Raw genomic sequence first — 14,153 nt, 5'->3', positions numbered from 1 at the left:
ACCCCTTGCAAGAGAGTTTTGGACACAGAGCGGAAGCAGGACGAGTTAAACGTTGTTAATTTTCCTTGGCGCGCAAAAAGCCCCGGCAAGTCCTGTCCATCTGTCGCACCCAATGTTTTCGGGACCGACAGCCGCTGGCCGATACGCTAGAGTCAATGCCTGCCCCATCAGTCACCCGGACGGCGCATTGCGCTGCGTAAAAAACCTGAGGAATATGCTCGGAAACCGCGTACTAGACGGATGCAGCAGGAGCGACTCGTTGACCCCTTCCCCCGAACAGGCTGTGCATTTCGGCCCCTACCGGGTCTACCCCGGCCAACGCCTGGTGATGGAGGCCGACCAGCCTTTGCGCCTGGGTCGGCGCGCCATGGACATCCTGTTGATCCTGCTTGAGCACGCCGGCAACGTGGTCAGCAAGCAGCAACTGATCGCCCGGGTCTGGCCCAACAGCGTGGTCGAAGACATCAACCTGCGGGTGCACATGGCCGCGTTGCGCAAGGCACTCGGCGACGGCCAGGCCGGCCAGCGCTACATCGTCACCGTGGCCCAGCGCGGGTACAGCTTCGTCGCACCGCATTCACTGGAACAGGCCGAGCAAGCGCCAGTGCCCACCACGTGCGCACCAAGCCCGCATAACCTGCCGGTGCGTCGCACACGCATGATCGGCCGGCAGACGCTGGTCGACAACCTGATGGAGCAACTGCCCCGCCAGCGCTTCATCACCCTCGTCGGCCCCGGCGGCATCGGCAAGACCACAGTGGCCTTGCGGGTCGCCGAACAAATGATCGGTCGCTACCGGGACGGCATTCGCCTGCTGGACCTGGCCCCGATCAATTGCCCGCTGATGATCGACGGCCACCTGGCGACATTGCTCGAACTGGCCCTGCACGACGACCAGCCCCTGAGCGGTCTTGCCGATTGTTTGCGCGACAGGCAAATGTTGTTGGTCATCGACAATTGCGAACACCTGGTCGACGCCATCGCCCAGCTCTGCGAAAACATTCTGCGCAGTGCGCCGCACATGCATATTCTCGCCACCAGCCGCGAGAGCCTGCGGGCCGAAGGGGAATTCGTCCAGCGCCTGGAATCACTCGACTGTCCGCCGCCCATCGCCGTCCTCGACCGCGCCCAGGCCATGACCTTTTCCGCCCTGCAACTGTTTGTCGAGCGGGCCATGGCCAGCCATGACAACTTTGAACTGACCAATGATGAACTGCCGCTGCTGATAGACATTTGCCACCGACTGGACGGCATTCCACTGGCCATCGAGCTGGCGGCGGCGCAGGTGGGCAACTTCGGATTGCCCGGCTTGCTGGCGCAGTTGCAAAGCAGCTTCCGGGTGTTGACCCAGCCCTGCCAGACACCCCTGGCACGCCATCAGACCCTACGCGCGACACTGGACTGGAGCTTCGAGCTGCTCAACGTGTGCGAAAAGACCTGCATGCGCCGACTGAGTGTGTTTCGCGGCGGCTTCACCCTGGAGTCGGCAGCGGCGGTGATTGTCGGCGAACACATCGAACCCCGCGAGGTATTCGGTTCGATCACCCAACTGGTCGCCAAGTCCCTATTGAACGTGGAGGTGGGTGACGAGGATGTTTACTACCGCCTGCTCGATACCACCCGCAGCTACGCCCTGGAAAAACTCGGGCAAACCACCGACCTGCCCGGCACGCGGGAACGGCATGCCGAGCGTTGCCTGGCGCTGATGCAACAGGCGCAGGACGACTGGGAGAAAACCCCGACCGGCTTGTGGCTCGAACGCTATGGCCGGGCCCTGGAGGACATCCGCGCGGCCCTCGATTGGGGTTTGCACGCGCAAGGGCCGCAGGCACTGGCGATACGCCTGGCCGCGATATCCACTCCCCTGTGGCAGGAGCTGTCACTGCTCAAGGAACACGGCGGTTATGTGCGCAAGGCGCTGGCCTTGCTCGAGCAGTCTGCCGAACCTTGCCCGCGTTTGAAGATGGCCCTCAAGCTGGCCCTGGGCAGTGCCTGTTACCACGCTCAAGGAGGTACCGCCGAAACCGTTGGAGCCTTTGTCAGCGCCAGAGCCCTGGCCAGCCGACTCAACGATGTGGCCGGTCAGCTGCGGGCGATTTCCGGGCACCTGGCGGTCAATCTCAGCCGCGGCCAATACCAGATGGCCCTGGAACAGAGTCGGCAATTCGATCGACTGGGGCTGCATGACGACGCCCTGATGTCCCTGAGCATGCATCGATTGCGGGTGCTCGCCCTGCACTTCTCCGGCAACCAACAACAGGCTGGGGCGCATGCCGAACAGGTGCTGCAACGCATGGCCCATAGCGGTCATCTCAACCGTTTCACCCATGGCTTTGGCGTGCAATACGACCAGAGCGTCGCGGCGCTGACCATCCACGCGCGCATCCTCTGGCTGCAAGGCCAACCGGAACAAGCCTGGCGCACAGCCCGGCAGGCGCTGGACATCGCGTTGCAGATCAACCACGGCACGTCGATCTGCTACACCCTGGCGCTCGCCGGCTGCCTGATCGCCCACTACAACGGCGACACTCGCAGCGCCCGCGAACTCCTGCGCCTGCTGCTGCAACAAGCGCAGAAGCACTCGGTGCTGCTGTTCCATGACTGGGCGCAACACTACGCGCGGGTGATAGGCGGCACCGATGTGCAGCCAATCGGTCGACAATGCGTCGGTTTGATCAAGGACATCATGGTCACGCTGGATTCAACCTGTGTCGACGATGATTTGCTCGAACGTGCGCAAAGCGGTGTTTCGGACTGGAGCACGGCGGAGATTCTGCGGGCCAGGGCCACGACATTGCTGGCGACCGATTGCCCGGTCAAAGCCGCGATGGCAGAAACCGTGCTGCTCAACGCACTCAACGTGGCCAGGACTCAGGGTGCGCTGGCCTGGGAATTGCGCAGCGCCACCTCGCTGGCGCAACTGTGGCAACGTCAGGGCGATCCCCAACGGGCGCATCAATTGCTGGCCCCGATCTACCTGCGCTACACAGAAGGTTTCGCCACGCCAGACTTGATGACCGTTCGCCGGCTACTCGACGAGTTGCAATGCCACCTGCCCGCCTGAAGGCCGGTGCGTCTGACTGACGTAACCGGCATAGCGAATTTCGAGGGCGCGCAAATCACCACTGAGTTCGAGTTTTCCCAGGGCATAGGTGCGGGTGGTGTTGAGGAAGCGGTAGCGGGTCACACCGCCGCCCTGCTCCTGGGACAGCAGTGACTTGAGTGTGAGGTTGTCCAGCACCTCGATCAGCTCGGCGACCGGCAACGCGTCGCAGCTGATCACGCCGATCGCTGCGTCCTGGGTAAAGGCCATCTTGAACACCGCCAGCTGCTGCAACACGGATTGTTCCAGCGGACTCAACCGTTCGTAGCTCCAGTCCAGCGCAGCCTTGAGCGTCTGGTGCCGGGGCACGGCCGTGCGGCGGCCTTGGGACAGCAACTGAAAACAGTTATCGAGTTGCGCTTGCAACCCCACCAGCGCCAGCGCATCGATTTGCGCCGCCGCCAATTCAATCGCCAGCGGCAGGCCGTCGAGGCGCCGGCAGATTTCCCGTACGGTCTTGAGGTCTTGCTCGCGCAAGGTGAACCCTTGCTGACGAGTTCGGGCACGGCTGACGAACAACTGCACCGCCGAATAGCCCATGACCTCGGCGACACTGCGCAGCGCTGCTACGGGCGGCACCGCCAGCGGTGGCAGACGCAATACGGTTTCGCCCGACGCCTTGAGGGGCTCGCGGCTGGTGGCGAGGATCGACAGGCGGGGCAGCGAAGCCAGCAGCGTTTCGATCAACGTCTGGCAGCGTTCGAGCAGGTGTTCGCAGTTGTCCAGAACCAACAAGGCATGCCGTTGCGCCAGCGCCTCCAGCGTGGTGCCGACCTCCAGCCCAAGGGTTCGTGTGAGGTGATCGGTCACTTGCGCCGGGTCATCGATCGCCGCCAGGTCCACCAGCCACACGCCGTGCCGATAGTGCTGCAACAACAGTTCGGCCACGCGCAACGCCACGGTGGTCTTGCCGATCCCGCACGGGCCGACCAGGGTCATGAATCGCCGTACCGGCAACTGCCGCACCAGGCTGCCGACAATCGCATCGCGCCCGGTGATCGGCGTGAGCCGCGCCGGCAAGTTGTGCAGGGGCTTTTTCAAGGTCTCGCTCGGGAACGCTACGGGCTGCGGCGAATGCTGTACCGGGGCGACAAAACTGTAGCCGCGCTGGGGAATGTTGACGATGTAGCACTGGCCGTTCTGGCCGTCACCCAAAGCGCGGCGCAGGGCGGCAATGTGTACGCGCAGGTTGATCTCTTCGACCACGGAGCGCGGCCAGACCTGCGCAATCAACTCTTCCTTGCTGACCACCGAACCTGCGTGCTCGACCAGCACCTGCAACACATCAAGGGCGCGGCCGCCCAGGCGCAGCGGTCGATCACCCTCCAGCACCAGTCGCTGACTGAGGTGGAAAGCGTAGGGCCCGAATTGCAGCACCGCTTCGCTGTTTATGTCCCTGAGGCTGTTCATGGGCTGTCACTCGCTGCAAGCCTGGCTTCCAGCCCAGGCTCCGCACCGTCCTTGCAATGAGTTCAGCAGTATCTTGACAGGCCTCGGTGACGGAACAACTGCCACGGGGGGAGCGTCACGGCCATTGCGGTGCGCATGACGGACACGCGCGCTAGCTGAACTGCTCGCGGTATTGGGTCGGGGTCAGGCCAAGCTTTTCACTGAACAGAAAACGCATGTGCCGCACGCTGCCGAAGCCGCTTTTGAACGCAACGGTCTTGAGCGGCAACTCGGTGGTTTCCAGCAGGTTCCTGGCGCAATCGATGCGCGCGTTTTGCAGAAATTCCATCGGCGTCATGCTCACTTCCCGGGCGAACACCCTGGCGAAATGGCGCGGGCTCATGGTGGCCAGACCGGCCATGCGCTCGATGCTGTAGGTTTCATCGAGATGTTCAAGCACATGGTTCTGCACCCGGGTAATCGGCGTTTCGTGAGGGGCCACCGCTGCCATCAACGGGCTGAACTGCGCCTGCCCGCCCTGGCGTTTCATGACCACCAGCAACACCTTGGCCACGTCCTGAGCGACTTTCTTGCCGTGGTCCTGGGCCACCACCGACAAGGCCAGGTCGATCCCGGCCGTGACGCCACCGGACGTGATCAGGTTGCGGTCCTGGACAAAGATCTGATCGGTCTCGACGGTCGCCTTCGCAAAGCCCTTGATCAGCCGCTCGGTGTAATGCCAGTGGGTGGTGACGCGATAGCCGTCGAGCAAACCGGCATGGCCCAACACGAACGCCCCGGTGCAGATCGAGCCATAAACGGCGGACCGGCTGACGTTGTGCCGGAGCCAGTCGAGCAATGGCGGATGCCTTTCGTTGTAGGCACCGGGGCCACCGGGCACCAGCAACAAGTCAAAACCCTCGCAGGCCTGATCGATGTGCCGGTCGGCGTGCACGCTCACGCCATTGGACGCGCGCAGTGCGCCGTGCTCGGTGCCGATGGTCGACAGCACGTAGTGATCGTCGGGTTTCAGATATCGATTGGCGATGGAAAACACTTCCATGGGCCCAGCCATGTCGAGCAGGAGAAAGTCGGGAAACAGCACCATTGCCACGGTTTTCATGGATTGGAATTCACTGGGATCAAGATAGGTCGGTCCGCCAAACACCGGGCCCTTGTGGGAGCGAGCCTGCTCGCGAAAGCGGTGTATCAGCCAACGTTGATAGCGACTGACACTACGCCTTCGCGAGCAGGCTCGCTCCCACAGGGTCTGCGCCCGGCATCAGGGAATGCAGTGCATTATGGCCAAACACAAGCCAGACGTCGGAAAAAATAGCTGATTCACTTTCAGAAACTGTCAACTTGATCGAGACAGTATTTCAATTTCCATCTACTTATTGCACCAACCAGTAACCATTAACCTTCTCCTCACTCGGACGAATTCACGTCCCCACAGGAGATTTCATCATGCTGACTCTTCGCAAAGCCTCGGATCGTGGCCTGGCCAATCACGGCTGGTTGAAGTCGTTCCATACCTTTTCCTTCGCCAACTATCGCAACCCGAAAGAGCAGGGTTTTTCTGACCTGTTGGTGATCAACGACGACCGCGTCGCCGCCGGCAAAGGCTTCGGCCAGCACCCGCACCGCGACATGGAGATTTTCTCCTATGTGCTTGAAGGTGCCCTGGAACACAAGGACACCCTGGGCACCGGTTCGGTGATCCGCCCCGGTGACGTGCAACTGATGAGCGCAGGCAGCGGCGTGGCCCACAGTGAGTTCAACCACTCAAACAGCCGGCCGGTGCACTTTCTGCAGATCTGGATCGTGCCCGACGTCAGCGGTGCCAAACCGCGTTATCAGCAAGAGCATTTCAGCCCCCAGAAGAAACGCGGGCGCCTGCAACTGATCATCTCGCCGGACGGCGTCAAGGGTTCACTCAAGGTGCGTCAGGATGCACGGGTGTATGCCGGCCTGATCGACGGCAAGGAAAGCGCCACCCTGGAGCTCGCCGCCAACCGCTACGCCTATGTGCACGTGGCCCGGGGCAGCGTTGAACTCAACGGTGTGTTGTTGCAGGAAGGCGACGGTGTTCGGGTTCGTGATGAACAGGTGCTGACCTTGAGCAATGGCGTGGATGCTGAAGTATTGGTCTTCGACCTGCGCCCTCAGGAACTGCCGGAAATGCCATAAACGTCAATCTCTCGACATCATGAGTGGCTCGTGCCTCAACCAATGCTGAGCGCCGGACGCTGCCTGCCGATGGCTCAGGGCTCGCAGGATTCCTCAAGGTTGGCAACCTCTGCGCCCTGCTCCCCCTGATAACGGGCCCTATAGCGCCCGGGGCTTTCCCCGGTCCACTTCTTGAACGCCCGATGGAAGGCGCTGGGTTCCTGGAACCCCAGTTGCTCGGCGATATCGCTGATGCTCGCATCGCTCTGACGCAATTGCTCAAAGGCCACGCCACGGCGTACTTCGTCCTTGATCTCCTGATAGGAACAGCCTTCACGCTCCAGTTTGCGGCGGAAGGTGCTGGGGCTCAGGTGCTGTTCCAGGGCAAAGGCCTGCAAGGTCGGCCACTCACTGTAATGACTGCCGCGCAAGCGCTGGTGAACCTGGGATGCCAAACCGTGCTGGTTACGGAAGCGGATCACCAGCCATTGCGGCGCGGTACGCAGAAACACTTTCAACGACGCCAGGTCCTGGGCCACGGGCAGGCGCAAGTAGTGGCTGGCAAATTCGATTTCGGTGCGCTCGGCACCAAAGGTCAGGTTGGGGCCCCAAAGCAGGCGGTCGTCACCCAGCGACAGGCGCGAATGGCGGAAGTCCGCGCGGTCAATGGGAATGCGCCGCCCGGCCAGCCAGCACAGCAGACTGATCATCAGTACCAGGAAGGTTTCTTCACCAAACCGGCTGGCATCGTTGTCCGTCGAACGGGTTTCCAGGCTGATGACCGCACGCTTGCCACGCACCGCCAGCGTGCCGCGAAAGTCGCGCAAGAACAAACCGAAGTTGGCCAGGCACTGACGCATGGCCTTGTGCAGATCGGGCTCCTGAATCAGGGCACGGCAAATCAGGGCGAAACTGCCCGGCGGCATGCCATGGGAGTCGAGTCCGAAGAATTCATCGTCGAGCTCGCGGATCTGGATCAGCCACAACGCCGCAAACGCGTTGGCCGGCACCCGCGCCGTGGGTTGGTGCATGACCGCCGGATCAATGCCCGCCTGTTCGAGCACGGCCGTCACGCGCTGCGGATCATCCCTCAGCCCATGGATCATTGCCTGCACGAAATAGGCGGCAACCGAGTCCTTTTCCCGCATTGGTTCGCTTCTCTCTCATCACCCGAATGGCAAAAAACATCAGTGCCGTTGAACAGTTTTGGCATAGGACAACCGCCCTGCCGGCTCTAGACTCGCGGCAATAGTACGCCTTCGGCCGCCGTCGCGGCCAAGGTATCGCAGGGTTTGATCGAAGGATGGGAAGATGAATCTGCAAAACATCGGGGTAATCGGTGCGGGCACCATGGGCAACGGCATCGCACAAGTCTGTGCCATGGCCGGTTTCAACGTGACCTTGCTCGACATTTCCGAAAGCGCTTTGCAAAAAGCCGTCGCAACGGTCGGCAAGAACCTGGACCGGCAGATCGCCAAGCAAACCCTGACGGTGGAGCAGAAACAGGCGACCCTCGACAATATCCGCACCAGCACCGATTACAGCGTCCTGGGTGACGCGCAACTGGTCATCGAAGCGGCCACTGAAAATCTCGACCTGAAACTGCGTGTGCTGCAACAGATCGCCGCGCAGGTCGGCAGCGGATGCGTCATTGCCTCCAATACCTCGTCACTGTCGATCACCCAACTCGCCGCCAGTGTCAGCCAGCCTGAGCGCTTCATCGGTCTGCACTTCTTCAATCCGGTGCCGGTGATGGGCCTGATCGAAGTCATCCGCGGCCTGCAAACCAGTGACGCGACCCACCAACTGGCGCTGGACATGGCGACCACCCTCGGCAAAACCGCGATCACTGCGGGTAACCGTCCGGGCTTTGTGGTCAACCGGATCCTGGTGCCGATGATCAACGAAGCGATCCTGGTGTTCCAGGAAGGCCTGGCCAGCGCCGAAGACATCGACGCCGGCATGCGCCTGGGCTGCAATCAGCCTATCGGCCCGTTGGCCCTGGCGGACCTGATTGGCCTGGACACCCTGTTGTCGATCCTCGAAGCCTTCTATGACGGCTTCAACGACAGCAAATATCGCCCGGCACCGCTGCTCAAGGAAATGGTCGCCGCCGGTTACCTGGGACGCAAAACGGGGCGCGGCTTCCATGCCTATGCCTGAGCGTTGCTCGCGCTTTGCCGAGTACCGGGACAAGGTCCTGGAGCTGTTTGCCTGCAAGGGGTTCGGCCAGGTCGGCATGCGTGAGCTCGCGACGTGCCTGGGGCTGTCCCCAGGCTCGCTGTATCACCATTACCCGAGCAAACAGCATCTGCTGCTCGACCTGATCGAGGAGTTCTACGAGGAATTGCTGGCCACCCTGGGACGTATCCAGCAAAAAGCCCCGGGCAAGCGCGACAAACTCAACAGCCTGATCCGCGCTCATCTGAATCTGCATCGGGAGATGCCCTGGCATTTCCGCCTGGTGGAGCGCGACAGCGGTTGCCTGAACGAGGAGCAACAGGCGCGGGTCCGGCAATTGCGCGAGCAATACGAACGCACGCTGCTGAAAATGCTGGGCGCGAAGTCGCGTTTCAGCGAGCAAGGCCTGCTGGCCGCCGGGCATGCCATCGGTGCCCTGCTCAACAGCGCTCCCAGCTGGCTGACGCCCCATGCACTGGACGAACAGGAACGTGATGAGCTGCTGGAAAGCATGGTCAGCGGCGCCATCGAACGTGTGCTGGCGCCACGGCGTGTGCCGGAGGCGATAAGCCTCGCGCGTCTTATCGAAAAAACATCTAAAGAAACACAAGCTTCGACAAAGATTTAGCGCTTTGCTTGTTGGCTCGACACAATCGGAATTCGCCGAAAAAACCGGCGTCCAAACCGTTGTATGTACTCGAGCCCCTGGAGCCGACCATGAAAATCAATCCCTACGTTATCTTCAACGGCGACTGCAAAGCTGCCTTCACCTTCTATGAGAAGTGCCTGCAAGGCCAGATCGAAGCCATGATGACCTTCGGCGAAACGCCGGCCGCCGAGCATGTCCCCACGGATCTGCACAACCTGATCATCCATACCCGTCTGATCGTGGGTGATCAGGCAATCATGGGGTCGGACACCACACCGGATCGCCCCGTGGATAAAATGAGTGCCTGTTCGATTTCACTCAACGTCGACAGCATTGCCGAGGCCGAACGGGTCTTCAAGGCACTGGCAGAGGGTGGCAATGTGCAGATGCCATTGGAGAGGACATTCTGGGCAGCACGCTTCGGCATGCTGGTCGACCGTTTTGGCGTGTCGTGGATGGTCAACTGCGAAAAGGATCAGTGAAAGTCCTTAGTCGATCGACAGTATTGAAGGCACAAAAAAGCCCAACCTGAAAAGGTTGGGCGTTCTGGCAACTCCCGGCCTGTCTGCTACCGTCAACTAGCCATATGGATAGCAGCGGACCTGAGGAGGAAAACCACTATGCCGGCTCATGACTTGTCCTGGTCCACCCGTATCAAATGCTTGCTACTGACAGGTGGACTGATCACCAGTCTGCTGACCCTCAATGGCTGCGCCACTGTCGATGCACAGACCACCGCCTATGTCGGCGTAGAACATCCGGCTCCGACATCGCCGGACGAGGTTGTCGTGCTGCGCTCCGAGCCTGTGCGTCCGCATGTGCGTCTGGGTGAGGTGCTGATCGACGCCAGCGTCGACCCTGCCCCGCCGATTACCGAAGTCGAACAGAAGCTGCGGGAGGAATCCGCCAAGCTCGGCGGCGATGCGGTGGTGGTCGTGTATGACCACATTCAGGCGGTAGGTGCCTATGCCAGCGGGCCGCTGTGGGCTCGCGACGTGAGGACCATCGAGGGGCGCAAGCTCAAAGGCATCGTGATCAAGTACCGATAGCCTCCCCCCAACATTCCGAAGACATCGACAACGGAGGTTGAATTTGAACGATGTGGTGATCGCCCTCTTCGTCTTCGCCTGCCTGTTCGGCAGTGCACTACTGGGCTCATACGTGAGAGAGCGATTACCGAGCCATCATCTGAGCGACGACTCCGTGGCGGTGGTGAAGCTGGCCACCGGCCTCATTGCAACGATGTCGGCGCTGGTCCTCGGCCTGCTCGTTTCCTCTGCCAAAGGCACATTCGATACGGCCAATGCCGAACTGGAGGGTGCGGCGGCGAAAGTGGTTCAATTCGATCGCTTGCTGGCCCGTTACGGCACCGACACCCAGGGCATCCGCACCGAGCTCAAGCACAACTACGCCGAAGTCACGAAAGTACTCGCCTCTCGCGATCACCGTCAGATCGCAACACTCGATAGCCCCGAAGTCATCCACCGTTCTGAAGGTCTGCAACGCCAGGTCGAATCACTGTCGCCGGGCAACGATGATCAGCGCTCATTCAAGGCCGCGGCATTGCAAGACATGGACACGGTTTTTGCCACCCGCTGGCTGACCCTGCTGCAAGCCAATCAATCGATCCCGCCGGTGATGCTGGTGATCCTGGTGTCGTGGCTGGCGATCATTTTCGGCTCGTTCGGCCTCTTCGCAGCACGCAACGGCACCATTGTCGTCGTGTTGTTGATGTGCGCCCTGTCGACGGCAGCGACAATCCTGCTGGTGGAAGAGCTCAATCGACCGCTTGATGGTTTTATCTGTGTGTCGCTGGAGCCGTTGGAGCACACGCTGAAGCGGTTGGGGCAGTAATTTCATTTCCTGCGGACAAAAACAAAACCCCAACTGCTTTCGCAATTGGGGTTTCGGAATTTAATCTTGACGATGACCTACTCTCACATGGGGAAACCCCACACTACCATCGGCGATGCATCGTTTCACTGCTGAGTTCGGGATGGGATCAGGTGGTTCCAACGCTCTATGGTCGTCAAGAAATTCGGGTACTGAGTCGTGACCAGATGGCCTCGCTTCAGCAAATTGGGTATGTAATAGATTTGTGTGTTTTTCGAACTTTCGGTTCATTGCGTCTTCACACACCGCAATCTGGCCTTTCGACGCAAATTGCTTGGGTGTTATATGGTCAAGCCTCACGGGCAATTAGTATTGGTTAGCTCAACGCCTCACAGCGCTTACACACCCAACCTATCAACGTCGTAGTCTTCGACGGCCCTTCAGGGGACTCAAGGTCCCAGTGAGATCTCATCTTGAGGCAAGTTTCCCGCTTAGATGCTTTCAGCGGTTATCTTTTCCGAACATAGCTACCCGGCAATGCCACTGGCGTGACAACCGGAACACCAGAGGTTCGTCCACTCCGGTCCTCTCGTACTAGGAGCAGCCCCTCTCAAATCTCAAACGTCCACGGCAGATAGGGACCGAACTGTCTCACGACGTTCTAAACCCAGCTCGCGTACCACTTTAAATGGCGAACAGCCATACCCTTGGGACCGGCTTCAGCCCCAGGATGTGATGAGCCGACATCGAGGTGCCAAACACCGCCGTCGATATGAACTCTTGGGCGGTATCAGCCTGTTATCCCCGGAGTACCTTTTATCCGTTGAGCGATGGCCCTTCCATACAGAACCACCGGATCACTAAGACCTACTTTCGTACCTGCTCGACGTGTCTGTCTCGCAGTCAAGCGCGCTTTTGCCTTTATACTCTACGACCGATTTCCGACCGGTCTGAGCGCACCTTCGTACTCCTCCGTTACTCTTTAGGAGGAGACCGCCCCAGTCAAACTACCCACCATACACTGTCCTCGATCCGGATAACGGACCTGAGTTAGAACCTCAAAGTTGCCAGGGTGGTATTTCAAGGTTGGCTCCACGCGAACTGGCGTCCACGCTTCAAAGCCTCCCACCTATCCTACACAAGCAAATTCAAAGTCCAGTGCAAAGCTATAGTAAAGGTTCACGGGGTCTTTCCGTCTAGCCGCGGATACACTGCATCTTCACAGCGATTTCAATTTCACTGAGTCTCGGGTGGAGACAGCGCCGCCATCGTTACGCCATTCGTGCAGGTCGGAACTTACCCGACAAGGAATTTCGCTACCTTAGGACCGTTATAGTTACGGCCGCCGTTTACCGGGGCTTCGATCAAGAGCTTCGCGTTAGCTAACCCCATCAATTAACCTTCCGGCACCGGGCAGGCGTCACACCCTATACGTCCACTTTCGTGTTTGCAGAGTGCTGTGTTTTTAATAAACAGTCGCAGCGGCCTGGTATCTTCGACCGGCGTGGGCTTACGCAGCAAGTGCTTCACCCTCACCGGCGCACCTTCTCCCGAAGTTACGGTGCCATTTTGCCTAGTTCCTTCACCCGAGTTCTCTCAAGCGCCTTGGTATTCTCTACCCAACCACCTGTGTCGGTTTGGGGTACGGTTCCTGGTTACCTGAAGCTTAGAAGCTTTTCTTGGAAGCATGGCATCAACCACTTCGTGTTCTAAAAGAACACTCGTCATCAGCTCTCGGCCTTGAAATCCCGGATTTACCTAAGATTCCAGCCTACCACCTTAAACTTGGACAACCAACGCCAAGCTGGCCTAGCCTTCTCCGTCCCTCCATCGCAATAACCAGAAGTACAGGAATATTAACCTGTTTTCCATCGACTACGCTTTTCAGCCTCGCCTTAGGGACCGACTAACCCTGCGTCGATTAACGTTGCGCAGGAAACCTTGGTCTTTCGGCGTGGGTGTTTTTCACACCCATTGTCGTTACTCATGTCAGCATTCGCACTTCTGATACCTCCAGCAAGCTTCTCAACTCACCTTCACAGGCTTACAGAACGCTCCTCTACCGCATCACCTAAGTGATACCCGTAGCTTCGGTGTATGGTTTGAGCCCCGTTACATCTTCCGCGCAGGCCGACTCGACTAGTGAGCTATTACGCTTTCTTTAAAGGGTGGCTGCTTCTAAGCCAACCTCCTAGCTGTCTAAGCCTTCCCACATCGTTTCCCACTTAACCATAACTTTGGGACCTTAGCTGACGGTCTGGGTTGTTTCCCTTTTCACGACGGACGTTAGCACCCGCCGTGTGTCTCCCATGCTCGGCACTTGTAGGTATTCGGAGTTTGCATCGGTTTGGTAAGTCGGGATGACCCCCTAGCCGAAACAGTGCTCTACCCCCTACAGTGATACATGAGGCGCTACCTAAATAGCTTTCGAGGAGAACCAGCTATCTCCGAGCTTGATTAGCCTTTCACTCCGATCCACAGGTCATCCGCTAACTTTTCAACGGTAGTCGGTTCGGTCCTCCAGTTAGTGTTACCCAACCTTCAACCTGCCCATGGATAGATCGCCCGGTTTCGGGTCTATTCCCAGCGACTAGACGCCCTATTAAGACTCGCTTTCGCTACGCCTCCCCTATTCGGTTAAGCTCGCCACTGAAAATAAGTCGCTGACCCATTATACAAAAGGTACGCAGTCACCCAACAAAGTGGGCTCCCACTGCTTGTACGCATACGGTTTCAGGATCTATTTCACTCCCCTCTCCGGGGTTCTTTTCGCCTTTCCCTCACGGTACTAGTTCACTATCGGTCAGTCAGTAGTATTTAGCCTTGGAG

10 protein-coding genes and 2 rRNA genes (1 of these 12 only partly in view) are annotated in these 14,153 nt (G+C 59.3%); 7 read left to right on the top strand and 5 right to left on the bottom strand.

All coding sequences use genetic code 11. The features are described 5' to 3' along the window. Nucleotides 1–259 precede the first annotated feature (259 nt). Entirely contained in the window at nucleotides 260–3,064 is a 2,805-nt protein-coding gene (locus AC3IX1_RS11005; protein ID WP_489388182.1) for an ATP-binding protein, read from the top strand. Here the strand turns inward: AC3IX1_RS11005 and AC3IX1_RS11000 are convergent. Together AC3IX1_RS11000 and AC3IX1_RS10995 are read right to left on the bottom strand one after the other, a co-directional pair. Then, entirely contained in the window at nucleotides 3,029–4,513 is a 1,485-nt protein-coding gene (locus AC3IX1_RS11000) for an ATP-binding protein (RefSeq protein ID WP_489388181.1), read from the bottom strand. The two genes, AC3IX1_RS11005 and AC3IX1_RS11000, sit on opposite strands and share 36 nt — an antisense overlap. A gap of 151 nt (nucleotides 4,514–4,664) precedes the next feature. Then, nucleotides 4,665–5,615, bottom strand: a complete 951-nt coding sequence (locus tag AC3IX1_RS10995; RefSeq protein ID WP_489388180.1) for a GlxA family transcriptional regulator — start codon at nucleotides 5,613–5,615, stop codon at nucleotides 4,665–4,667. 344 nt (nucleotides 5,616–5,959) lie between these two features. Between AC3IX1_RS10995 and AC3IX1_RS10990 the strand changes: the two genes are divergently transcribed. Beyond that, complete coding sequence (locus AC3IX1_RS10990) at nucleotides 5,960–6,682, top strand: pirin family protein (protein WP_489388179.1); 723 nt, start codon at nucleotides 5,960–5,962, stop codon at nucleotides 6,680–6,682. 74 nt (nucleotides 6,683–6,756) lie between these two features. Here AC3IX1_RS10990 and AC3IX1_RS10985 read toward each other — a convergent pair whose 3' ends face one another. Then, on the bottom strand, nucleotides 6,757–7,809 hold the full coding sequence (locus AC3IX1_RS10985; RefSeq protein WP_489388178.1) for an AraC family transcriptional regulator: 1,053 nt from the start codon (nucleotides 7,807–7,809) through the stop codon (nucleotides 6,757–6,759). Nucleotides 7,810–7,972: 163 nt separating this feature from the next. Between AC3IX1_RS10985 and AC3IX1_RS10980 the strand changes: the two genes are divergently transcribed. From AC3IX1_RS10980 to AC3IX1_RS10960, 5 genes are all read left to right on the top strand, one after another. After that, a complete protein-coding gene (locus AC3IX1_RS10980) occupies nucleotides 7,973–8,824 on the top strand; it encodes a 3-hydroxybutyryl-CoA dehydrogenase (protein WP_489388177.1) in 852 nt (283 codons plus the stop codon). Continuing rightward, complete coding sequence (locus AC3IX1_RS10975; RefSeq protein WP_489388176.1) at nucleotides 8,811–9,470, top strand: TetR/AcrR family transcriptional regulator; 660 nt, start codon at nucleotides 8,811–8,813, stop codon at nucleotides 9,468–9,470. Before AC3IX1_RS10980 ends, AC3IX1_RS10975 begins: the two co-directional genes overlap by 14 nt. An 89-nt stretch (nucleotides 9,471–9,559) precedes the next feature. Beyond that, a complete protein-coding gene (locus AC3IX1_RS10970) occupies nucleotides 9,560–9,973 on the top strand; it encodes a VOC family protein (RefSeq protein ID WP_489388175.1) in 414 nt (137 codons plus the stop codon). Between the two features lie 138 nt (nucleotides 9,974–10,111). After that, the gene (locus tag AC3IX1_RS10965; RefSeq protein WP_489388174.1) at nucleotides 10,112–10,540 is read left to right on the top strand and encodes a hypothetical protein; all 429 of its coding nucleotides are present in this window, start codon (nucleotides 10,112–10,114) and stop codon (nucleotides 10,538–10,540) included. A gap of 52 nt (nucleotides 10,541–10,592) precedes the next feature. Beyond that, a complete protein-coding gene (locus tag AC3IX1_RS10960) occupies nucleotides 10,593–11,345 on the top strand; it encodes a bestrophin-like domain (RefSeq protein ID WP_489388716.1) in 753 nt (250 codons plus the stop codon). Between the two features lie 64 nt (nucleotides 11,346–11,409). Here the strand turns inward: AC3IX1_RS10960 and rrf are convergent. Continuing rightward, nucleotides 11,410–11,525 (bottom strand): 5S ribosomal RNA (rrf, locus tag AC3IX1_RS10955). 144 nt (nucleotides 11,526–11,669) lie between these two features. After that, nucleotides 11,670–14,153: ribosomal RNA gene (locus AC3IX1_RS10950) — 23S ribosomal RNA — on the bottom strand (it continues 408 nt past the right edge of the window).

Source organism: Pseudomonas sp. KH_046_2 (genome assembly GCF_057838985.1).
The sequence above is the reverse complement of the archived record's forward strand: the minus strand, read 5'-3'. Positions and strand labels throughout refer to the sequence as shown.